The 21,914-nt window shown below is 69.8% G+C and carries 22 protein-coding genes; 10 read left to right on the top strand and 12 right to left on the bottom strand.

The genetic code is table 11. The features are described 5' to 3' along the window. Positions 1–62: 62 nt before the first annotated feature. Genes AB0B91_RS50780 through AB0B91_RS50760 form a run of 5 tightly spaced genes read left to right on the top strand, consistent with a single transcriptional unit; the run spans position 63 to position 5,776 of the window. Complete coding sequence (locus AB0B91_RS50780; protein ID WP_358337465.1) at positions 63–1,874, top strand: ABC transporter substrate-binding protein; 1,812 nt, start codon at positions 63–65, stop codon at positions 1,872–1,874. After that, positions 1,871–2,923 carry an ABC transporter permease gene (locus AB0B91_RS50775; protein ID WP_358337462.1) on the top strand — a complete coding sequence of 351 codons (1,053 nt, stop codon included), beginning with the start codon at positions 1,871–1,873 and terminating at the stop codon, positions 2,921–2,923. Before AB0B91_RS50780 ends, AB0B91_RS50775 begins: the two co-directional genes overlap by 4 nt. Continuing rightward, positions 2,920–3,804, top strand: a complete 885-nt coding sequence (locus tag AB0B91_RS50770) for an ABC transporter permease (RefSeq protein WP_358337459.1) — start codon at positions 2,920–2,922, stop codon at positions 3,802–3,804. Before AB0B91_RS50775 ends, AB0B91_RS50770 begins: the two co-directional genes overlap by 4 nt. Beyond that, positions 3,801–4,775 (top strand): ABC transporter ATP-binding protein, encoded by a 975-nt coding sequence (locus tag AB0B91_RS50765; RefSeq protein ID WP_358337456.1) that lies wholly within the window; start codon positions 3,801–3,803, stop codon positions 4,773–4,775. The genes AB0B91_RS50770 and AB0B91_RS50765 overlap by 4 nt, the downstream gene beginning before the upstream one ends. Continuing rightward, positions 4,772–5,776, top strand: a complete 1,005-nt coding sequence (locus AB0B91_RS50760) for an ABC transporter ATP-binding protein (protein WP_358337453.1) — start codon at positions 4,772–4,774, stop codon at positions 5,774–5,776. The genes AB0B91_RS50765 and AB0B91_RS50760 overlap by 4 nt, the downstream gene beginning before the upstream one ends. Positions 5,777–5,811: 35 nt before the next feature. Here AB0B91_RS50760 and AB0B91_RS50755 read toward each other — a convergent pair whose 3' ends face one another. Genes AB0B91_RS50755 through AB0B91_RS50745 form a run of 3 tightly spaced genes read right to left on the bottom strand, consistent with a single transcriptional unit; the run spans position 5,812 to position 7,870 of the window. After that, a complete protein-coding gene (locus AB0B91_RS50755; protein WP_358337450.1) occupies positions 5,812–6,510 on the bottom strand; it encodes a hydroxylase in 699 nt (232 codons plus the stop codon). Further along, positions 6,399–6,635: an NmrA family NAD(P)-binding protein gene (locus tag AB0B91_RS50750; protein WP_358337447.1), complete on the bottom strand. Its 237-nt coding sequence runs from the start codon at positions 6,633–6,635 to the stop codon at positions 6,399–6,401. The genes AB0B91_RS50755 and AB0B91_RS50750 overlap by 112 nt, the downstream gene beginning before the upstream one ends. A gap of 59 nt (positions 6,636–6,694) precedes the next feature. Continuing rightward, positions 6,695–7,870, bottom strand: a complete 1,176-nt coding sequence (locus tag AB0B91_RS50745; RefSeq protein ID WP_358337444.1) for an FAD-dependent monooxygenase — start codon at positions 7,868–7,870, stop codon at positions 6,695–6,697. 61 nt (positions 7,871–7,931) lie between these two features. On the opposite strand from AB0B91_RS50745, the gene AB0B91_RS50740 reads away from it, so the two are divergent. Continuing rightward, entirely contained in the window at positions 7,932–8,504 is a 573-nt protein-coding gene (locus AB0B91_RS50740) for a TetR/AcrR family transcriptional regulator (RefSeq protein ID WP_358337441.1), read from the top strand. 6 nt (positions 8,505–8,510) lie between these two features. On the opposite strand, the gene AB0B91_RS50735 is transcribed toward AB0B91_RS50740, so the two are convergent. Both AB0B91_RS50735 and AB0B91_RS50730 read right to left on the bottom strand, forming a co-directional pair. Next, positions 8,511–9,149 (bottom strand): maleylpyruvate isomerase N-terminal domain-containing protein, encoded by a 639-nt coding sequence (locus AB0B91_RS50735; protein ID WP_358337438.1) that lies wholly within the window; start codon positions 9,147–9,149, stop codon positions 8,511–8,513. A gap of 84 nt (positions 9,150–9,233) precedes the next feature. Then, positions 9,234–9,962: a nucleotidyltransferase domain-containing protein gene (locus AB0B91_RS50730; RefSeq protein ID WP_358337435.1), complete on the bottom strand. Its 729-nt coding sequence runs from the start codon at positions 9,960–9,962 to the stop codon at positions 9,234–9,236. Positions 9,963–9,972: 10 nt separating this feature from the next. Between AB0B91_RS50730 and AB0B91_RS50725 the strand changes: the two genes are divergently transcribed. After that, complete coding sequence (locus AB0B91_RS50725) at positions 9,973–10,731, top strand: SDR family oxidoreductase (protein ID WP_358337432.1); 759 nt, start codon at positions 9,973–9,975, stop codon at positions 10,729–10,731. 62 nt (positions 10,732–10,793) lie between these two features. Beyond that, the gene (locus AB0B91_RS50720; protein WP_358337430.1) at positions 10,794–11,612 is read left to right on the top strand and encodes an SDR family oxidoreductase; all 819 of its coding nucleotides are present in this window, start codon (positions 10,794–10,796) and stop codon (positions 11,610–11,612) included. A gap of 4 nt (positions 11,613–11,616) precedes the next feature. On the opposite strand, the gene AB0B91_RS50715 is transcribed toward AB0B91_RS50720, so the two are convergent. Genes AB0B91_RS50715 through AB0B91_RS50705 form a run of 3 tightly spaced genes read right to left on the bottom strand, consistent with a single transcriptional unit; the run spans position 11,617 to position 13,685 of the window. Then, positions 11,617–12,555: a ribose-phosphate pyrophosphokinase gene (locus tag AB0B91_RS50715; RefSeq protein WP_358337427.1), complete on the bottom strand. Its 939-nt coding sequence runs from the start codon at positions 12,553–12,555 to the stop codon at positions 11,617–11,619. An 18-nt stretch (positions 12,556–12,573) separates the two neighbouring features. Then, positions 12,574–13,047, bottom strand: a complete 474-nt coding sequence (locus AB0B91_RS50710) for a GNAT family N-acetyltransferase (RefSeq protein ID WP_358337424.1) — start codon at positions 13,045–13,047, stop codon at positions 12,574–12,576. Beyond that, positions 13,044–13,685: an HAD family phosphatase gene (locus AB0B91_RS50705; protein WP_358337421.1), complete on the bottom strand. Its 642-nt coding sequence runs from the start codon at positions 13,683–13,685 to the stop codon at positions 13,044–13,046. Before AB0B91_RS50705 ends, AB0B91_RS50710 begins: the two co-directional genes overlap by 4 nt. 86 nt (positions 13,686–13,771) lie before the next feature. Between AB0B91_RS50705 and AB0B91_RS50700 the strand changes: the two genes are divergently transcribed. Further along, positions 13,772–15,541 (top strand): alkyl sulfatase dimerization domain-containing protein, encoded by a 1,770-nt coding sequence (locus AB0B91_RS50700; RefSeq protein ID WP_358337417.1) that lies wholly within the window; start codon positions 13,772–13,774, stop codon positions 15,539–15,541. Here the strand turns inward: AB0B91_RS50700 and AB0B91_RS50695 are convergent. Then, positions 15,538–16,944 (bottom strand): cytosine permease, encoded by a 1,407-nt coding sequence (locus AB0B91_RS50695; RefSeq protein ID WP_358337414.1) that lies wholly within the window; start codon positions 16,942–16,944, stop codon positions 15,538–15,540. The genes AB0B91_RS50700 and AB0B91_RS50695 overlap by 4 nt on opposite strands. A gap of 50 nt (positions 16,945–16,994) precedes the next feature. Further along, the gene (locus tag AB0B91_RS50690) at positions 16,995–18,014 is read right to left on the bottom strand and encodes an NAD-dependent epimerase/dehydratase family protein (RefSeq protein ID WP_358337411.1); all 1,020 of its coding nucleotides are present in this window, start codon (positions 18,012–18,014) and stop codon (positions 16,995–16,997) included. A gap of 241 nt (positions 18,015–18,255) precedes the next feature. On the opposite strand from AB0B91_RS50690, the gene AB0B91_RS50685 reads away from it, so the two are divergent. Next, on the top strand, positions 18,256–19,602 hold the full coding sequence (locus tag AB0B91_RS50685) for a HAMP domain-containing sensor histidine kinase (RefSeq protein WP_358337408.1): 1,347 nt from the start codon (positions 18,256–18,258) through the stop codon (positions 19,600–19,602). Positions 19,603–19,830: 228 nt separating this feature from the next. Here the strand turns inward: AB0B91_RS50685 and AB0B91_RS50680 are convergent, their stop codons facing one another. Continuing rightward, entirely contained in the window at positions 19,831–20,550 is a 720-nt protein-coding gene (locus AB0B91_RS50680) for a helix-turn-helix domain-containing protein (protein ID WP_358337405.1), read from the bottom strand. Positions 20,551–20,641: 91 nt separating this feature from the next. Continuing rightward, positions 20,642–21,862 (bottom strand): FAD-dependent monooxygenase, encoded by a 1,221-nt coding sequence (locus tag AB0B91_RS50675; RefSeq protein WP_358337402.1) that lies wholly within the window; start codon positions 21,860–21,862, stop codon positions 20,642–20,644. Positions 21,863–21,914: the final 52 nt, after the last annotated feature.

Here is a 21,914-nt window from a genome sequence, read left to right as displayed (position 1 = left end):
CGCGGTGTTCGTATGGTGTGCCTTTCTCTACACAGGAAACCCCCGCCTGAAGGTGAGGCACAATGAGGAAATGGTTCGCACGCCTGGCTCTGCTGGGCGTAGCGGTATTAGTTGCAGGTCAGGGCCAGGCGGCCCAAGCCGCGGAACCGGCAGCGGGGAAGAAGATCGTTCGCATCGGTGCCACGCAGTCGATGGACTCGATGAACCCCTTCCTGGCGGTCAGGCTGGTCTCGTCGGCGATCCAGCGTGAGATGTACAGCTTCCTGACCGTGCCCGACCCCAAGACGCTGAAGCCCAGCCCGGACCTGGCCGAGTCGTGGACGACTTCGCCCGACGGGCTCACGTGGATCTTCAAGATCCGCAGCGCCAAGTGGTCCGACGGCCAGCCGATCACCGCCGAGGACGCGGCCTGGACGTTCAACAAGGTCATGACCGACGACGCCGCGAAGACCGCCAACGGTCCGGCCGTCGAGAACTTCGAGAGCGTCACCGCCAACGGCCAGGAGCTGGTCATCAAGACCAAGGCGCCGCAGGCGTCCATGCTGGAGAACCCGATCCCGATCATGCCCAAGCATGTCTGGGAGAAGGTCACCGACATCGCCAAGTACGAGGCCGATGTCTACCCGGCCGTGGGCAGCGGGCCGTACATCGCGGTCGAGCAGAAGAAGGACCAGTACGTCAAGCTCAAGGCCAACCCCGACTACTGGCTGGGCAAGCCCAAGATCGACGAGCTGCAGTTCATCTTCTATGACAACCCGCAGGCCGCCATCGCGGGCCTGAAGAAGGGTGACATCGACCTGATCGGCCGCATGACGCCGCCGGACTTCGAGTCGATCAAGGGCGACCCCAACATCGAGCAGTGGAACACGCAGGGCCGCCGCGCCGCGTACCTGGAGGTCAACCCAGGGGCCACCACCACGGACAACAAGCCCGTCGGCGACGGTCACCCCGCGCTGAAGGACCCGAAGGTGCGCACCGCGCTGCACTACGCGATCGACAAGCAGAAGCTGGCCGACGAGGTGCAGAGCGGCCTGGCCAAGCCCGCCGACGGCTCGATCATCCCGCCGCTGTACAAGGAGTTCTTCTGGGAGGCCACCGGCGACCAGAAGGTCACCTACGACGTCGCCAAGGCCAACAAGATCCTCGATGACGCCGGCTACAAGAAGGGCGCCGACGGCGTCCGTACGATGCCCGACGGCAAGAAGAAGCTGGAGTTCCGCTTCAGCATCCACACCGACACCCCGATCGAGGACAAGCTCGCCGAATACCTGACGGGCTTCTTCAAGGAGATCGGCGTCACGCTGACCACGGTGAAGCTCGACTCCAGCAAGTTCAGCGAGCAGACGGGCGTCACGGGGCTGTACGACATCGCGATCAGCGGCTGGTCGGTCAACCCCGACCCCGAAGAGGTCCTGGCCACGCACCTGTGCAGCCGCAGGCCCACCGCGGCGGGCGAGGGTGGCGGCACCGAGTCGTTCTACTGCGACCCGACCTTCGAGAAGCTCTACCAGGAGCAGCTCAAGGAGCTCGACCGGGCCAAGCGCGTGGAGATCATCAAGAAGATGCAGGAGCGCCTCTACACCGACGCTCCGGTGATCGCCATCTACTACCCGAACGACCTTGAGGGCTACCGCAAGGACCGGATCACCAGCGTCACCCCGGTCCCCGAGGACAAGGGCCTGATCTACGGCGGCAGCAGCGGCTATCCGTTCTACGCCATGGACGTCAAGGCCACCGCCACGGCGGGGTCCGCGGCCGCCGGCGGCTCCAACACCGGCCTCATCGCCGGCGTGGTCGGCGGTGTCGTGGTCATCGGCCTCGCCGCGTTCTTCCTGACCCGGCGGCGTAAGAGCGTCGCCGACGAGCGCGAATGACCACTCCGCTCGAAGCGGCAGAGCCCGCCGTCCAGGCGGCGGGCTCTGGTGACGACCGCCCCGCCTACCGCGGCACGCTGAAGTACGCGCTGTCGAAGGTCGGCGGGGCGTTGTTCAGCATCGCCATGGTGATCGTCGGCACGTTCTTCGTGTTCCGGCTGCTGCCCGGCGACCCCGTGCGCAACCTCGCGCAGGGCCGCAACATGACCCCGACGCAGCTCGCCCTGGAACGGCACCGGCTCGGCCTGGACAAGTCGATGATCGACCAGTTCTTCGACTTCGTCGGCAAGACGCTCCACTTCGACCTGGGCACCTCCTACGAGTACAACCGGCCGGTCCTCAGCCTCATCGGCGAGCGGTTCCCCGCGACGCTGCTGCTCGCGGGCGGCGGCCTGGTCATCGCGGTCAGCCTCGGGATCTGGCAGGGCCAGCGGGCCGGATGGCGGCGCGGCAGCCGCTTCGACCGGATCTCCACGGGTGTCTCGCTGGTGCTGTGGTCCATGCCGACGTTCTGGCTGGGGCTGCTGCTGCTCATGGTGTTCGGTGTCGGGATCGGGCCGATTCCCGGCCTCTTCCCGACCCGGGGCATCGAGAGCGTGGACGCGCCCGACGGCTTCGCCTACGTGCTCGACGTGGGCATGCACATGGTGCTGCCGTGCCTGACCCTGGTGGCCGTGGTCTACGCCCAGTACCTGCTGGTCATGCGGTCGTCGTTGCTGGAGGAGGTGGGCCAGGACTACGTGAACGTGGCCCGCGCCAAGGGCCTGCGCGACGAGGAGGTACGTCGGCGCCACGCGGTCCCCAACGCGCTGCTGCCCACGGTGACCCTGGTCTTCCTGCGCATCGGCTTCGTGGTCAGCGGCGCGGTCACCGTCGAGACCATCTACAGCTGGCCGGGGCTCGGGCAGTTGTTCTACGAGGCGATCAGGGTGCCTGACTTCACACTCATGCAGGGCACGTTCATGCTGATCACCGTCGCGGTGATCCTCATGAACACGCTGGCCGACGTGGTCTACCACATCATCGACCCGAGGGTGAGGTCGGCATGACCTCCGTCGCCGCGTCCCGCAGACGGCTGGCACTCGGCCGCTTCTGGGGGAGCTTCCGTCAGGAGCGGGCCGGGATGGCCGGGCTGGTGGTGCTGGTCGCCGCGGTCCTTCTGGCGCTGATCGCGCCGCTGTTCATCGATGACGGCGTGACCAGCGTGGTGAGCGGCACGGCCACCAAGTGGGCGGCGCCCAGCCTCGCGGAGCCGTTCGGCACCGACGAGTCCGGCCGGTCCATCCTGCTGATGGTCTGGTGGGGCTCTCGCACCTCGCTGCTCATCGGCTTCCTCGCCGCCCTGCTGAGCATCGTGATCGGCATGATCGTCGGCATCGCCGCCGGGCACTTCCGCGGCTGGATCGGGGCCGTGCTCATGCGGGTCACCGACTGGTTCCTGGTGCTGCCCTCGCTGATCACGGCGCTGGTGCTGGCGGCCATCCTGGGTGGCAGCACGGCCACGATCATCGTGGCCATCGGCATCACGACCTGGCCGTCCACCGCCCGGCTGATCAGGTCGCAGACGCTGTCCGTGGAGGCCAGGCCGTACATCGAGCGGTCGAAGGCGCTCGGCGGCGGGCACTGGCACATCACCACGCGGCACGTGCTGCCGAACGTGGCGCCGCTGCTGCTCGCCAGCACCACGCTGGAGGTCGCCAGCGCGATCGTCACCGAGTCCACGCTGGCCTTCCTCGGTGTCAGCTCGAACAAGACCTCCTGGGGCACGATGCTGCGCGCGTCCTACGACTTCGGCGCTCCCACCCACGGCGCATGGTGGTACATCCTCATTCCAGGCCTGTGCATCCTCGCCGTCGTCATGGCGTTCACGCTGGTGGGACGCGCGCTGGAAGCCGTGCTCAACCCGCGGCTCAGGAAGGCGGGCGCATGACCCTGCTCGAACTCGACGACCTCTCGGTGACGTACCGGATCGCCTCGGGCGAGGTGCCGGCCGTACGGGGAGTTTCTCTGAAGCTGGACTCGGGAGCGGCGCTCGGGGTAGCGGGCGAGTCGGGGTCCGGCAAGTCGACGCTGGCCATGGCGCTGCTGCGGCTGCTGCCGCGCGACGCCCGCGTCGGCGGCCGGATCCTGCTCGACGGCGAGGACATCCTCACCATGAAGTGGGGCCGGATGCGCGCGGTCCGCTGGGCCGAGGCGTCGATCGTCTTCCAGGGCGCCCAGCACGGTCTCAACCCGGTGCAGCGGATTGGCGACCAGATCGCCGAGCCGCTGCTGGTGCACAACCTGGCCAAGCCCGACCAGGCCGGCAAGCGGGTGGCCGAGCTGCTCGAACAGGTCGGCCTGCCCACCTGGCGGGCCCGCAGCTACCCGCACGAGCTCTCCGGCGGCCAGCGGCAGCGCGTGATGATCGCGATGGCGCTGGCCTGCTCGCCGCGGCTGATCATCGCCGACGAGCCGACGACCGCGCTCGACGTGATGGTCCAGGCCCAGGTGCTGACCTTGATCAAGGAACTGATCGCCGAGCAGAACATCTCGCTGGTCATGATCTCGCACGACCTCTCGGTGCTCGCCGACGTCTGCGACCAGCTCGCGGTCATGTACGCGGGCCGCGTCGTGGAGAACGGCCCGTCGCGCGAGGTGTTCCACGAGGCCAGGCACCCCTACACGGGGGCACTGGCGGCGGCCTTCCCCACGGTCGGCGATCCGGTGTCGCGGCTGGCGCCCAAGGGCCTCGGCGGCGATCCGCCGGATCCGATGGACCTGCCCACCGGCTGCACGTTCCATCCGCGCTGCCCGGTGGCGCTGGAGGAGTGCGCGACCCTCGATGTCGAGCTCTGGCCCGCGGGCGGCGGCCGTACCGCCGCCTGCGTGCACGTACGGGCGAAGGAGGAGGCCTCATGATCGAGACGGAGACGTCCTCGGACACCACTGACACGGCGCATCACACCCTGCTGGAGGCCCGTGACCTGCACGTGGAGTTCCCGTCGCGCGGGCGGCGGGCCCGTGCGGTCGACGGGGTGAACCTGTCGATCGGCGCGGGCGAGATCGTGGCGCTCGTCGGCGAGTCCGGCTGCGGCAAGACCACGCTGGCGCGCACGCTGATGGGCCTGGAACGTCCTACCTCGGGCTCGGTCGTGTACGACGGGAAGGCGCTGGACTACCACTCCAAGGCGCTCAAGGCGTACCGGAAGATCGTCCAGCTCGTCCTTCAGGATCCGATGGGCTCGCTGAACCCGCGGCACACCGTCTACGAGGCGGTCGCCGAGGGCCCGCGCATCCACGGACTGTCCGGCGAGCGGGAGATCGTGGCCGAGGCGCTGTCCAGGGCCGGGCTGCGGCCGCCCGAGCGGTTCTTCCAGCGCTATCCGCACGAGCTGTCGGGTGGTCAGCGTCAGCGGGTGGTCATCGCCGGGGCGCTGGCCCTGAATCCCAAGGTGCTGGTCGCCGACGAGCCGGTGGCCTCGCTCGACGCCTCGGTGCGGGGCGAGATCCTCGCGCTGCTGCTCAAGCTCCGCGCGGATCTGGGCCTGTCGGCGCTGGTCGTCACCCACGACCTCGGGCTGGCCTGGAACATCGCCGACCGGGTCGCGGTCATGTACCTCGGCCGGATCGTCGAGTCGGGCCCGGTCGAGCAGGTGCTGACCGCTCCCCGGCACCCGTACACGCAGGCTCTGCTGTCGGTGCTGCCGGAGTCGCCCGAGCGGATCGTGCTGACCGGTGAGCCACCGGACCCGACGCGGATCCCGGGTGGCTGCCGCTTCCACGCCCGCTGCCAGGTGCTCGCCTCCGGCAAGGCGGCCGAGGCAGGCGTGGACGGCAAGTGCCGGTCGGAGCTGCTCGACATCCTGCCCGCCACGGCTGCGGCGCAGGCGGCCTGCCACTACGCGGAGCTCAGCGCTTGAGTTCGGCGGCGCTCAGCGCTTGAGCTGCCGGGCGCTCAGCGCTTGAATGCCACGGCGTGCTCGGTGGCCCACTGGGCGAAGGAACGCGGTGCCCGGCCGGTGACCTGCTCGACGGTCGGGACCACCGTGTAGCCGACCTCGGGGGTGTCGCCGAGCGCGCCGATGAGGAACTCGATCGTCTCCGCCCCCATGCCGTCGGCGAGCCACTTGGCGCGGGCCTCGTCCTCGGAGAGCTCGACGAACCGGATCTCCTGGCCGACGGCCTCGCTGAGGATGCGTACCTTCTCCGTGGTGGTGATGGCCCGCGGCCCGGTCAGCGTGTACGTCTTACCCGCGTGCCCGTCGCTCGTCAGCACGGTGGCCGCCACGGCGGCGATGTCACGCTCGTGCACCACGGCGCTGAGCCGGCCGCCGAACGGCTCCCTGATGACACCTTCGGCCTTGATCGTCTGGGCCCACCACTGCAGCGTGTTGGACATGAACTCGACCGGCTCCAGCAGCGTCCACTCCAGCTCACTGGCGGCCAGGGCCTGCTCCAGCGGACCGTCGGCACGCCCGCCCAGGACGGTGACCTTACGCACGCCCGCCTTGGCGGCCAGCTCCACGAGCTGCTCGCCGGTCTTCAACGGCGCGTAGTCGTCGCCCGCGAAGTTGATGAGGTGAACAGCCTCGACGCCGTCGAAGGCGGCCGTGAGGCTGCCCGGCTCGGCCAGGTCCCCGGCGACGACCTCCACACCCTCGGCAGGTCGGCCTTGGCCGGGTCGCGGGTCAGGGCCCGCACCTGGTGCCCGTTCCGGGCGAGCTCGTCGACGATGAGGCGGCCGACGGTTCCGGTGGCACCGGTGACGAGAATCGTCATGACAGGCTCCTATGCTTGGAACGGAACGTTCGGTTCTCACTATATCAGAACGGAATGCTTTATTCCACGTAATTCTTCAGCGTGATGGCCGTCGCGGCGCGGGCCATGGGCCCGGCGATGCGGTCGATCATCCGGTCGCGGCCGGGCAGGTGGGGGAGCAGCTTGATCATCCTGGTCTGGAACCAGATGACCGCCCGCGACGGCAGCACCATGCCCTTGACGTTGGCCGGGCCCAGCTTCTGGTTGGCGTCCACGAACCCGCGCATCTCCCGCTCGTAACCGTCGGCACCGCCGCCGGCGGCCAGCTCGCCGGCCAGCACGTACGCCCCCACCAGGGCCAGGCTGGTGCCCTGGCCCGAGGCCGGTGAGGCGCAGTAGGCGGCGTCGCCCACCAGCACGACCCGGCCCTTCGACCAGCGGTCCATGTGGATCTGGCTGACGGAGTCGAAGTAGAAGTCCGTCGACCCGCGTACGGCTTCGAGCAGCTCGGGCACCTCCCACTCGACCCCGGCCATGGCCTGGGCCAGCAACTCCTTCTGCTGGGCGAGGTCGCGATGGTCATAGGCGAGCGGCTGTGACGACCACATGAACAGCGCCTTGGCGTTGGTGTCCTGCCGCGTGCTGTAGACGTTCGCGGTCCGGCCGGGGGCGGCGTGGACCGCCTCCTCGCGGTCGAGGCCCAGGCGGTTGGGGACCGTACAGATCGAGATGTAGTAGCCGAGGTCGCGGACGAAGGCCGACTCCTCGCCGAAGGCCAGCCGGCGGGTGTTGGAGTGCACCCCGTCGGCCCCGACGACCAGGTCGAACCGGCGCGGCGCCGACCGCTCGAAGGTCACCGTCCCGTCCTCGGAGATGCCGGTGATCGAGTCGTCGAAGATGTACTCGACGTCGTGTCGGGTCAGGTCGTACAGGAGCTCGTTGAGGTCGCCGCGCATGATCTCGGCGTCGGTGCCCTCGCGCCCGCCGAACAGGTCGGCGTCCATCTCCGCGATCCGCCGGCCCTTGGCGTCGTAGTGCGTGGCGATCCGCATGTCGGTGCTCCTGGCGCGGACCGCGTCAAGCAGGCCCATCCGCTCGATCACGTCGAGTGCCACGCCGCGGATGTCGACCTTGTAGCCGCCCTCGCGGAGTGCGGGCGCCCGCTCCACCACGGTCGGGGTGAAGCCGTGCTGCCGCAGCCAGTAAGCCGTCGCGGTGCCGGCGATGCTCGCGCCGGAGATCAGGATGTTCGTCATGTCCTGAAAGGTACACACGTCTCAGACGCTTGTCTAGAACGATTGTGTTAGACTTTGGAGTATGGGAAACCGGGAAGATCTGCTGGCCGGGGCAAAGCGTTGCCTGATCGAGAAGGGCTACTCGCGCACGACGGCGCGCGACATCGCCACCGCCTCTGGCGTGAGCCTGGCGGGCATCGGCTATCACTTCAGATCGAAGGAAGCGCTGATGAACGAGGTGCTGTTCGAGGTGATGCGCGAGTGGGGCGATGACCTGGCGGCGACGCTGACCGCCGACATCAAGGCCGACGCGACGCCCCTCGAACGCTTCGAGGCGGCGTGGGACCGGGTGATCGAGTCATTCGACCGGCTGCGGCCGCTCTGGGTCACCCAGTTCGAGCTGCTGGGCCAGATCGATCACACGCCGGACATCCGGCAGCAGCTCGTGGCCGGTATCAAAGAAGGGCGTGACGGGCTCGCGGAGTTGTTCGAGGGCATCGACCCGGCGGCCGAGCCGGAGCGGGCGCGGCTGGTCGGCACGTTCTACCAGGCCATGCTGACGGGGTTCCTGTCGCAGTGGCTGGTCGACCCGCACAGCGCGCTGTCGGGCCGCGAGGTGGTCGCGGCCCTGCGCATGGTCCAGAACTCGGGGTGACTCGGGTCAGAAGGCGCTGATCGTGGCGGGCGCCCGCTCGGCCCGGCTCAGCGTGCGGATCACCGCCGTCGCGCCATGACGGTGTACGGCCAGCCGCGCCAGCAGCTCGACGACCGGATCGATGACCGAGGCCGGCAGCTTGGGAGTCTCCACGCCCACGCTGGCGGCCAGGTCGTCGGAGTGCACGACCAGCTCGACCAGCCGGGTGAGCAGGAAGTCGTCGAACCGCAGCGACCAGCCCGACCACGGCAGGTGCACCACCTTGTCGCGGGGCTGCGCGGGCAGCTCGGCCCGCTGCCGCTCGAACAGCTCTCCGGCCTTGGCGGCCAGCGCCGCCGGGCCGTCGGCGGCGGCCGCCTCACCGGCCCGCCTGATGCCCACGTTGCTCTCATGGTCGAGGCCCGCCTGCACCCACGGGGACCTGGAGAAATGCTCGATCAGCGGGACCGGCTCACCGGGCACTCCGCCGTCGTCGAGCAGGCTGTCGATGCGGACGAGCTGGTGGGCCAGGTGCGCGGCCAGCCCCGCGACGCTGAACTCGTTCAGCGCGCTCGGCTTGCTCCACGCGGCGGCCACGGCGGGCTCGCGCAGCAGCGCCACCGCGGACTCCGCGGCGACCAGATAGGACTCTCTGATCTCCCCCATGTGCCGCCCTTCCCCGGTTTCTGATGATGACCCGGCCCACACTATCCCCCGTGGGATCAGGGTGAGCGGGCGCCTCTGAGGCTGTCAGGCCAGGGTGCGCTTGATCGCCGCCCTGATGAAGACCCGGGCCAGCGTCCCCCGCCTGTATCGGTTCAGGAACGGCCGCGGCAGGTCGTACCTGCGGGCTCGGATGTCCTCCACCACGTTCATCGGCGCGCCCATCTCGGCCAGCACGTCCAGGGCCTCCCGTTTGGTGATCAGCCGTCCGTCCCGCAACGTGACCGTGGCTCTGGCGACGGTGATCATCCCGAGATCCACCCAGACGTCCTGCAGCCAGCGCTTGCGCCCGCGCGTCCTGGCCAGCCAGAAGTCCCGGAGATCGGTCCGGATGAACTCGCTCAGCTCCTGGTCCGACACCGGCGGCAGCAGTCCCGCGGGCGGCTCGCCGTACAGCTCAAGAGCGCCCGCGTGCAGCTCACGGCGGGTCACCGGGGTGACCGGCCGCTCGTACAGCTCCTGGTGCGCCCAGGTCACATGCTCGGTCGCGAAGTCGGACAGCCGGTGCCTGGGCATGTAGGAGCAGTGCAGGTGCTCGACGAGCGGCAGGTCGAGCCGCTCGTGCAGCTTGGTGAGCCGCTGCCGCTGCTCCTCGGTGACGTCCGTCTCGACCACCGCGATGAGATCGAGATCGCTCTTGCCCGGCTGGTAGTCGCCCGCCGCGAGCGACCCGTGCGCCCACAAGGAGACCAGGGGTACGGACGGCCTGAGGTCGTCGAGAAAACGGGTTAGCAGGAGGTCGGTGGGTCCGTGCATGATGGCCACTATGGTCGATACAAGATCCAACGGAAAAGTGGCCCTGGTCACCGGCGTGGGCCGCACCGTCGGCATCGGCGCGGGGATCGCCCGCCAGTTGGCGGCCTCGGGTTGGGACATCGCCTACACCTATTGGACGCCGTACGACGAGCGCATGACCTGGGGCGCCGAGCCCGAGGCGGCCGAGGCGATCGGCAAATCCCTCGCCGGGCGCGGCGCGGCGATCGAGGCGGACCTGGCGGACGTCGACACGCCCGCACGGATCTTCGACGAGGCCGAACGCCGGCTGGGCAATGTCACCGCCCTGGTGATGTGCCACTGCGAGTCGGTCGACTCCAGCCTGCTCGACACCACCATCGCGAGCTTCGACCGGCACTTCGCCGTCAACGCGCGCGCCACCTGGCTGCTGGTCCGCGAGTACGGGCGCCGTTTCGCGGGCACCAGCGGGACCGGCCGGATCATCGGCCTCACCAGCGACCACACCGTCGGCAACCTGCCCTACGGCGCGAGCAAGGCCGCCCTGGACCGCATCATCCTGGCCGCCGCCCGCGAGCTGGCCCACCTCGGCGTCAGCGCCAACGTCATCAATCCCGGCCCGGTGGACACCGGCTGGATGTCGGACGAGGTTCGGGAGAGCCTCACCCGCCAGACCCCGTACAACCGCCTCGGCACGCCCCAGGACACCGCCCACCTCGTCGACTTCCTCTGTTCACCCCAGGGGCAGTGGATCAACGGTCAGCTGCTGATGAGCAACGGCGGCTTCGCCTAGAGCGCGTGGCCCCCGCCACCTGGTCGGGCCGTTTTCGTATCGACCATCCAAGGAGCATGTTCATGATCGACCCGAAGGTGCGGGGGAGGGTGGCCCTGGTGACCGGGGCCAACCAGGGCATCGGCGCCGCCACCTCGGTCGCGCTGGCCGCGCAGGGGGTGGCCGTGTTCCTGACGTACAAGCGGCTGGCGCCGGTGAGCCATCCGGCCTATCCGGACGAGTACAACAGGTCGCGAGGCGCGGGGGCCGACGACATCGTACGGCGCATCCGCGAGGCGGGCGGCACTGCGGAGGCGGCCGAAGCCGACCTGGCCGATCCGGAGACGCCGAGGGCGCTGTTCGACCTGGCCGAGCGGGCGCTGGGACCGGTGGAGATCCTGGTCAACAATGCCAGCAGCGGCTCACTGGGCGACACGTTCACGCCTGATGGGCACGACGCGTTCGGGCGGCCGCTGCGGCCGGTGGACGCGGACAGCTACGACCGGCAGTTCGCCGTGGACGTACGCGCCGCGACGCTGCTGATCGCCGAGTTCGCCCGGCGCCACATCGAGCGCCGAGCGGACTGGGGCCGGATCATCGGCCTCACCTCCGGCGGCCCCGACGGCTTCCCGACGGAGGTCTCATACGGCGCGGCGAAGGCGGCCCAGGAGAACTTCACCATGTCGGCGGCCCACGAGCTGGGCCGCTACGGCATCACGGCCAACATGGTCTACCCGGCGGCCACCGACACGGGCTGGGTGAACGCCGAGGTCGAGCGGGCGGTGGTGGCCAACAGCCCGCTGCGGCACGTCGGGCGGCCGGAGGAAGTGGCCGACGTGATCACCTTTCTCGTCTCGCACCAGGCGAGAGCCGTCACCGGGCAGCGCGTCCGGCTCTACTGATGCGTCACGGTGTGCCGAACAGCGCGCTCACCGACTCGCCGTCGTGGATCCGCCGCATCGCCTCGGCCAGCGCCGGGGCGATCGACAGGACCGTGAGCTTGTCCGTGGGCTTGGGCCCGGGCACGGTGTTGGTGCAGACGATCTCCTCGACCTCGGGCAGCGAGCTCAGCCGCTCGATCGAGCCGGCGGCGAACAGCCCGTGCGTGCACGCGATGCGTACGGAGTTGACACCGCGCTCGCGCAGCCGGTCGAGCAGCTCGATGACGGTCGTGCCCCTGGCGATCTCGTCGTCCAGGACGATCACGTCCTTGCCCTCGACCTCGCCGATCACCGAGCTGATCACCACCCGGTCGTCGCTGAAGCGCTGCTTGGCGCCCATCGCCACGTCGGCACCGAGCAGCCGGGCGAAGTGGGAGGCCTCCTTGGCGTTGCCCAGGTCGGGGGAGACGACGACGGTGTTGGACAGGTCGTACTGGCGGAAATGGGCGGCCAGCTCGCGCAGCGCGTGCAGGTGGTCGACCGGCACGCTGAAGAAGCCGTGCACCTGCGGCGAGTGCAGCGTCATCGCCAGCACCCGCCCGGCGCCCGCCGCCACCATCAGGTCCGCCACCAGCCTGGCCCCCATGGAGATGCGTGGCGCGTCCTTCTTGTCACTTCGGGCGTAGGCGTAATGCGGCATCACGACGGTCGTCCTGGCGGCCGACGCTCCGCGGGCGGCGTCGAGCATGAGCAGCAGCTCGACCAGGTTCTCCTGTACCGGCGGCACCAGCGGCTGGATGATGAAGACGTCGCGTTCCCTGCAGTTGGCCTGGAGCTGGACCTCCAGCACGTCGTTGGCGAACCGGTTGACCTGGACCGGATGGAGCGGGGTGCCCAGGTGGGAGCAGATCTCCTCAGCCAGATCGGGGTGGGCGCTGCCGCTGAATACCGTGATGTCTCGCACGATTCCGAAAGGATAGCTTCACGGGCTCAGGTAGTGGTGCACCAGGGCAGGCTCACCGGCCGAGTTGCGCCATCGGGCCCGGGAAGTGGCGACGCGCAGCCAGCCGTACCTCTCGTAGGCGGCGATGGCCGCCGTGCCCTCGTCGGAGACCTCCAGCGTGAGCCGCCCGCCCTCGGCGGCGAGGGCGGTGTCGAGCAGACGGGCGGCGAGCCCGCCGCGCCGGGCGGAGGGCGTGACGAACAGGCGGGTCACGGACGCCCGGACGGGCGTGCCGAGCAGCTCGGCCACCCGCGGCTCGACCTCGGCGAGCCCGACATGGCCGACGACGGCCCCCTCCTCGTCCAGGGCGACCCAGGCGCGGAGCAGGTCGCCGGGGGTCAGCCAGCCGTGCGGATCGTCGGGCCAGTCCATGGGGTAGCGGTCGGCGGCCTGCACCTCGGCCAGGGCCTTCACGCACGCGTCGAGGTCGGCGGGGGTTCTGAGCCTGATCATCGGTCGATCGCCGCCACGGTGAGGGAGTCGAGGTCGGGCACGACCCGCCAGGCGAGGGCCAGCGCGTCGGGGGCGGGCGGATAGCGGGGATGGGGGACGGCGATCACCCGCATCCCGGCCGCGTGCGCCGAGCGCAGACCGTTGCTCGAATCCTCCACCGCCACACACGCGCGCGGATCGACGCCGAGCTGGGCGGTCGCCTCCAGGTAGCCGTCGGGGGCGGGCTTGCCGCGCGGCACCTCCTCGGTGGAGACGGTGACGGCGAAGCGGTCACGGAACCCGGCCGCGTCCAGGACCACCTCGATCAGCGCGCGCGGCGAGGAGCTGGCCAGGCCCAGCGGCAGCTCGTCCGCCAGGCGCCGCACCGCCTCGGGCGCCCCCTTCATCAGCGGTACGCCGTGACGGTAGCGCTCGGCCATCTGGTCCACCACGCCGCGGGCGATCTCGTCGGGGGGCAGGGTCACGCCGAGTTCGTGCAGGTAGGCGGCCCACTCCTGGGTGCTCATGCCCATGAGCCTGGACTGGGTGTCCTCCTGCCAGGTGCCACCGTGATCGGCGACGAACGCCCGGCGTACCTCCTCCCAGACCGGCTCGGAGTCGACGAGCACCCCGTCGAGATCGAACACGCACGCTTCCACCGAACCTCCGTAGCTACTGCGGTCTTTGTCGGGATTGCCCATTATCGAGGATATGCGTTGACCGGTATCCGGGAATGGCCCCGGGCATGGCGGACCTACCACTCCACGATCGCGGTGACTTCGAGGCGGCGGCGGGCCGCGGCTTCATCGCGAAGCTCAGCCCGGCGGTGGTCAGCGCCGCCGACAGCAAGGTCATCTGGGACGGCGACTCCAACGCCTTCCTGGAACAGGAGTGTCCCGGCAGCGCGCATCCCAGCCTGTGGCGGCAGGCGCGACTGTCCGCCCGGCAGGGGCTGTACGAGGTGACGGACGGCGTGTACCAGGTACGCGGGTTCGATCTGTCGAACATGTCGATCGTCGAGGGCGACACCGGCGTCATCATCATCGATCCGCTCATCTCCACCGAGTGCGCGGCCGCGGCGCTACGCCTCTACCGAGCTCATCGCGGCGCGCGACCGGTGACCGGCGTGATCTACACGCATCCGCACGCCGACCACTTCGGCGGCGTACGCGGCGTCACGGGCGGCGGCGTGCCGGTCCTGGCGCCCGCGGGGTTCCTGCGGAGCGTGGCCCACGACCACCTCCACGCCTGGTCCACCACCGCCCGCCGGTCCGTCTACCTGTACGGCCAGGCCCTCGAACGGTCACCGGACGGCCAGATCGGCACGGGCCTGGGCAAGCCGGGGACGATCTCCCTCATCACCCCCACGGTCCACGTCGAACGTACGGGCCAGGAGGAGACGGTCGACGGCGTACGCGTCATCTTCCAGCTCGCCGAGGCGCCACCGGAGCTGGCCCTGTACCTGCCCGGCCACCGGGCGTTGTGCCTGAGCGAGAACGCCACCCGCAACCAGCACAACCTCCTGCCCCTGCGGGACGCCAAGGACCTGGCCCGGCAGCTCGACGAGACCCTCACGCTGTTCGCGGGGGAGTTCGACGTCGCCTTCGCCTCGCACCACTGGCCCATCTGGGGCGGGCCGGAGATCGCCGGATACCTGTCGCAGCAGCGCGACCTGTACGCCTACCTGCACGACCAGACCCTGAGGCTGATGAACAAGGGCCTGACCGGGGCGGAGATCGCCGAGGCGATGCGGGTGCCACCCGGGCTTGAGCAGGTCTGGCACACGCACGGTTACCACGGCCCGGTCGGCCACAACGTCAAGGCCATCTATCAGCGCTATCTGGGCTGGTTCGACGGCAATCCCGCGCATCTGTGGGAGTACCCGCCGAGGGAGAGCGCGATCCGCTACGTGGAGTGCCTCGGCGGCGGGCAAGCCGTCGTCGCCCTCGCCAGGGGCTACCTCAAGGAGCAGGACCTGCGCTTCGCCGCGCAACTGCTCAACCACGCCGTCTTCGCCGACGAGGGCAACAAGGAGGCCCGTGACCTGCTCGCCGAGGTGTACACCCGGCTCGGGCACGCCGCCGAGAACGGCACCTGGCGCAACCTCTACCTGACGGGGGCGCTGGAGCTGAGCGACGGCGTCGTGCCGGCCACCACGGAGCGGGCCGCGCCCGGCCTGGTCGACGCGCTCGGGGTGGACCAGATCCTCGACTCGATCGCCATCCGCGTCGACGGGCCGCGGGCCTGGAACGAGAGCCTGTCCATCGACTGGCACCTGACCGATCTGGGCGAGCGGTATCGGACCACGCTGTCGAACGGCGCGCTCATCCAGCGGGCCGACCCGCCTGACGGGCCGGTCGACCTGACGTTGCGGCTGACCAAGGCACAACTGCTCGCCCTGCTGGCCGGCCGGGGGGTCGAACGGGTCGAGCGGGAGGGCGACATCGGGGTGCTGCGGCGGCTGGTGGCCGTACTCGACCACCCGATGCCCGACTTCGCCATCGTGACCGCCTAGCTCCTACGGCGGGGCGCCAGACTCGAGATCACGTAGTAGAGGATCCCGGCCAGCACCAGCGCGACCACCACGCCGATGTTGGCCGCCCCGAACGTGCCCGCCTTCAGCTGGTCGCTCATCAGGAAGCCCACCACACGGGCTATGTTCGGGTCCAGGGAGGTGATCAGCCCGATGCCCACGATCGACGCCAGGACCAGCGAGATCACCCCGGGCCAGTTCAGGGCGGGCGCTCCGGGGCGCAGCAGCCGCTCGTCGTAGGACCGGCCGCCCGCGCGCCACCGCCACATGTCGACCAGGAAGACGGCCACCCAGGCGGCCATCACCACCCCGATGATCGCCAGGAACGCCTGGAAGGTCGCCAGGAAGCTGGACGAGACGAACAGCAGGTAGTAGCCGCCGAGCACCATCAGCGCGCCGTCGACGAGCACCGCGTAGTGCCGCTTGATCGGCACCCCCAGCGCCAGCATGGACAGCCCCGATGAGTAGATGTCCATGATCGCCCCGGCCAGGAACCCGCCGATGGCGGTCAGCAGGTACGGCAGCAGGAACCAGGTCGGCAGGGCGCTCGCCAGCGCCCCGACCGGATCCGCGCCCGCGGCCTCGGCCAGCTTGGGGTCGCCGCCGGCGAGCAGCACGCCGAAGACGAGCAGCACCATGGGCGGCACGGCCCCGCCCACCGCCGTCCACAAGGCCACCGACGACGGCTTGGAGCCGGCGGGCAGGTAGCGCGAGTAGTCGGCGCCGCAGTTGACCCAGCCCAGGCCGAGCAGCGTCATCGCGAAGATGACCGCGCCCACCCAGGCGCCGGGCCCGGCGGTCGTGTTCAGCGTGGTGCCGAGCCTCGGGGCCATCAGGATCATGTACACGACGGTCAGCACGACGAACGCGTACGTCAGGTACCGCTGCACCGCCATGATCAACGCGTGGCCGTACACCCCGACCACGATCACGACCAGCGCGGCGACCGCGAAGCAGACCGCCACGGCGGTCGTGCCGGGAATGCCGGGCGCCACCCGGTTCAGGATCGCCGCGCCGCCCTGCGCCGACAGTGTGACGAGGACGATCTCCCAGCCGACGTTCGAGATGTAGGACAGGACGGCCGGCAGCTTGTTGCCCTGGTAGCCGAAGGGGGCGCGGCCGAGTGTCATCGTCGGCACCCCCGACCGGGTGCCCGCGATCGCGACCAGCCCGACCAGCCCGAACGACAGCGCGTAGCCGAGCGCCCCGGTGATGATCGCCGGGAAGACCCCCAGGCCCAGCCCGACGATGTAGACGCCGAAGGCGACGCCGAAGAGGGAGAGGTTGGAGCCGGCCCACGGCCAGAACAGGTCCGAAGGCTTACCATGCCGCTCGGCGGCCGGAACGGCGTTGATGCCGTTCTGCTCAACGGTCATCGTGTCCATGATCGGACATTACACCCGGCGACCTCGCCTGCCCCAGAGCGGAAGCCGGATCAGTCGGCGACCTCGCTCGCCCCAGAGCGGAGGCCGGCGTGCTCCAGCAGGGTGGCCTCCACCTTCGGGTCCAGGCCGACGGGCGGCCGGTCGGTACGCATGGGCGCCTGGCCGCCGATGCTCCGCAGCCAGTCCCACGTGTCGGCCACCGTCTCCGCCACCGGCCGGAACCGCAGCCCCGCCGCCACCGCCTTCTGCACGTCACCCTGGTGCATGGACTCGTAGTCGTCGCCCTGCAGCCAGATCGGCAGGTCGGTCCACGGCTCCACCCCGGCCGCCAGGATCGTCTCCGGCTCCACCCACCGCAGCTCGGCCCCGGACCCGATCACGCGGACGCAGGTCTCCAGCAACTCCTCCATGGTGACGAACCCCGACGGGCTCACCACGTTGTAAGCTCCGCCGATCCCGTCGCCGGCCGCCTCAAGACACCACTGGGCCAGGTCGCGCACGTCCACGTACTGCAGGGGCAGCCCGGCGGGCCCCGGCGCGAGCACCGGCCCGCCCCGCGCGATCCTGCTCAGCCACCACGGCAACCGCCCGATGTTCTCGTAGGGCCCCAGAATCAGTCCGGCCCGAGCCAGCAGCGCCCGCTCCCCGAACGCCGCCACCGCGGCCAGCTCTCCACCGGCCTTGAACCGCGCGTAACCCACCTCGTCGCCGTCATCGGCCGATGCCTCCACCACCGGAGCGTCCTCCCCGGCACCGGCCGCGGTCGGATAGGTGTAGACGGACCGGCTGGACACGTAGACGTAGTGTCCCGCCCGCCCGGCCAGCAGCGCCGCCGCGTCGCGTACGGCGGACGGCGCCCACGACCAGGTGTCGACCACGACATCCCACTCGCCGGTGCCGAGCGCGGCCAGCCCGTCCGGCTCCGCCCGGTCGCCCCGCAGCGCCGTCACCCCGGGTGCCGGGGCATGCGTGCCCCGGTTGAACACGGTCACGTCCCAGCCGGAGGCGACCGCCTCGTCGACGAAGGCGCGCCCCACGAACTCTGTCCCGCCCAGCACCAGCAGTCTCATGCCCACACCCTGCCGTCCCCCGCGGCCGCCCGGTAGCCATGCACGCTGACAGCGGAATCGCCGAAAGCGAATCTTGTTACTCTCCGCTACTCTTTAGCGCCGCTAAAGTAGATATATCAGCAGGTAGGGCCCAATAGCGGTTTAAACGTCACGAATGGGTAGTGGATTACATACAGTGATATTGGAGGGCCTTTAGCAGGTGAAACAGATCTTTCCTCGCTCAATCCGGGCGCGTCTGACGGTGCTGGCGAGTCTGATCGCGGCGGTGGTACTCACCTCCACGGCAGTCATCACCCTTGCGACGCTGCCCGGCAGCCTCCGCGGCGCCGTGCAGAACAGGGTGGAGCTGGACGTACGGCGGGTCGCGAGCGACGCCCGCACGACCCAGCTGCGCAGCATGCTGCCCACGTCGCCCCGTGTTCACCTCCTTCAGGTGGTCTCCCGCGAGGGCACCGTCCTGGCGGCCAGCCACAACCTGCGGGGCAAGCCCCCCATCACGCACCTCCAGCTGGCCAAGCCGGAAACGATCTACACCACCGAAGGCCGGCTCAGCGGCGACCCCGAGGTCATAGAGGCCGATGCCAAGTACCTGATCATGGCCATGGAGTCGCATACTCCATACGGCCTGGTGACGGTGTACGGCGCGGCATCCCTGGCCGATGTGGACCGGGCGCTGGGGTGGCTCTATGCCGTGATCTTCCTCGGCATCCCCCTGGTGCTGGTCATCGTCGGGAGCATCACCTGGACCGTGGTCGGCCAGGCCCTGAGCCCGGTCGAGCGCATCCGGTCCGAACTGGCCGAGATCACCGGGCACGACCTGAGCCGCCGGGTTCCCGTACCGGACAACGGGGACGAGATCACCCAGCTGGCCGCGACCACCAACCACACCCTCGAACGCCTGGAACGTTCCGTGGAGACGCAACGCCGCTTCGTGGCCGACGCCTCGCACGAGCTGCGCAGCCCCATTACCGCGCTGCGTACCCAGTTGGAGGTCGCCACCGCCTACCCGGACGACACGGACTGGCCGTCGACGGGGGCCAGGGCCCTGATGTCCGCCGACCGCCTGACCGACATCATCGACGAGCTCCTGATGCTGGCCCGGCTGGACGCGGGCGCGGTCACCGACCGGCACGTCGTCGACGCCTGCCGTCTGGCGGAGGAGCAGGAGCGGCGCCGCGCCGGAGGTGCCGTCAGCATCGTCACCGACGCGCCGGGCACGGCACCCGTCTTCGGCTCTCCCCTGCAGCTTGACCGGCTGCTGACCAACCTGCTCGACAACGCCACCCGGCACGCGAGCGCCAGGATCGATCTCCAGGTGGCAGTGGACGAAGGGGACAAGACCGTCGTCATCAAGGTCACGGACGACGGGCCGGGCATCGCGCCCGAGTACCGGGACTGCGTCTTCGAGCGCTTCACCCGCCTGCCCGAGGCCCGGGCCATGGACAAGGACGGCAGCGGCCTCGGCCTGGCCCTGTCGCGGGAGATCGCCCTGGCGCACCAGGGGAGCCTGACGATCAGCGACCACTTCCCCGGCGCCCAGTTCGTCACCCGCCTCCCGCTGTACGTGGAAGGCTATTCACCGGCGTGAGCGGTGCGCGCCCGTCCAGGGCGGCCGCCACGTTCGACACCGACAGACCACACATCCGCTCGCGGGTCGCCGTGCCCGCGCTGCCGATGTGCGGGGTCAGCACGGTGTTGCCGAGCTCCGGCGGAACGCCTCGCGAAGCTCCTGGCAACCTGCGCTTCGGTCACCTTGGTCGGCATGCGGCCTGGCCTACGCCGCGTCGGCCGAACGGCACGGCCTTGAGAACGCGGGTCATCTGGTGCCGGCGGCGCCCGCCGCAACGAGTCCCAGGAGGTTGTCGTGAATCTCGGTGAACCGGGCCCGCACCGCTTCCGCGGCCTTGGCGACATCGGGCGCGGCGGGGTCGCGAGGCCGTTCGAGCAGCAGGTGGACGGTGTCGGCGAGGGCGATTTCGGGATCGTCGATGCTGAGCGGGCCTGCGACATCGGCGTCGTTCATGACGGTGCTGAACCCGACCAGCACGGCGTGCAGGGCGTACATCTGCCTGGATAGCGGGAGATCGTCGCGCACGATCCCGCGGTCGCGCAGGATCGTTACGACCGCGTTGCCCATCGCGCTCGCGGTGGCCTCGGCGAAGCGCTCCTGGTCGGCGGGGCGGTGGAGCAGCTGCCGCAGGGCGCTGTCGTCGCTCATGAGCAACCGCAGCCACGGGTTGCCCAGTATCGTGCGGATAAGCAGCGGAGCGAGACGGCGGGGCAGGATGGACTGCGGGTCCTGGGCGATCTGGTTGTTGATGGTCTCGATCCAGACCAGTACCTCGCGCGCGGCCAGCCCCACGAGCAGGTCTTCCTTGGTCTCCCAGTACAGGTAGACCGTGCCCTTGCCCACGCCCGCGGCCGCGGCGATCTCGGCGATGGTCACCTTGCGGATGCCGTGTTCGAGGACCAGCTCGCGCGCGCTGTCGAGGATTCTGGCCGCCTTGACGGAGTCGTGTTCGATCAGCCGGCTCACCGTCGTGGTTCCTCCCGTTCGCTCTTCGGCGGCATGATGTCACGTGGGTTCACGGAGGTGAACCCTACAGCGCGGCGGGCCCGTGGCCGGGTCACGTCAGGGCGATGTCGACCGTCTTCATCCGGGAAGCCTTGCTGCGGTGCTCGGCCTCCGAGAGGAGTGTTCTGCCGAGCGTCGTCCCCACCACGTGGTCGAAGACGAACCGGATCCCGTACTCGGTGCGGTCGGCCGGGACGAAAAGCTTGCGCATGGCCATGCCGGAGCCCTGGTGGAACTCGATGAAGGGGCGGAGTTTCTCCTCCCAGGCCCGCAGCGCCCGCGGCACGTCTCCGGGATACCGCTCCAGCATCGTGCCCAGCATGTCGGCCCCGGCCAGGCCGCTGGAGGCCCCCATCCCGGAGTAGAGGGTCAGGCACCACGCCGAGTCGCCGACGAGCACCACCCTGCCCTGGTGCCACGTGTCGAGCCGCACCTGCTCGGCGGTGTCGAACAGGTAGTCTGGCGCCTGCTCGAACTGGTCGAGCAGCCAGCCGAGCGTCGCACCCGTGGGCTCCGGACCGAACACCGCCCGCAGCGAGTCGATGGCGGGCCGGGTGAACTCGCCGTCCACATCGTCGGTCCGGTAGTTGAACAGCACCGTCGGTGGCCGGTCTGCGAAGGCGAACACCCATGCCGACCGGCCCAGCTCGGACATGATGATTCCGTCCGTGCCCCGGAAACCGGGGACCGGGCCGGGCAGGGCGCACGCCGCGACCATGTAGCCGAGACGGTGAATGCGGCCCTCATCGGGCCCGAACGCCAGCCGGCGCACGGTCGATCGCAGGCCGTCGGCCCCGACCACGAGGTCGAACCGTTCGGTGGTCGCCGTCCCCGTGGTCCGGTCCTCGATGTCAACCTGCACGCTCTCCGCGTCCTGGCGTAGCGCGACCGGAACGGAGGAGTACCGGATCTCCACGTCCTCGGGCAGGGCGTCGAACGCGGCCTGCTCGACGTCGCCGCGCACGACCGGGCGTGACTCGCCGGCCACGGCCTCGGCGAAGCCCATGCCGCGCCGCCGCCGGCCCGCGCGATCGACGTTGTAGTAGGCGATGTCCGTCGAGAAGCGGTTCGGCACCTCGATGCCCAGGCGCTTTGCCGCGGTGATCCCGGTGCCGAAGAGGGTGAGAAAGTACCCGCCGCGGCGGCGTTCGGCTGCTTTCTCCAGGACGACAATGTCCCAGCCCGCCTTGTGCAGCCGTAGCGCGGAGGCGGTTCCGCTGACGCCGAGTCCGACTACAAGAGCCCGCTGTCGCGGGGTGGTGTTCGTCTTCATGGCGGTGACTATACTCGCTGACCAGATTGGTCATCTGGTCAGCTTGATCAAT

It is taken from the genome of Nonomuraea sp. NPDC049141 (genome assembly GCF_040648415.1).
GTDB lineage: Bacteria > Actinomycetota > Actinomycetes > Streptosporangiales > Streptosporangiaceae > Nonomuraea.
This window is presented reverse-complemented; position numbering and strand designations above follow the sequence as displayed.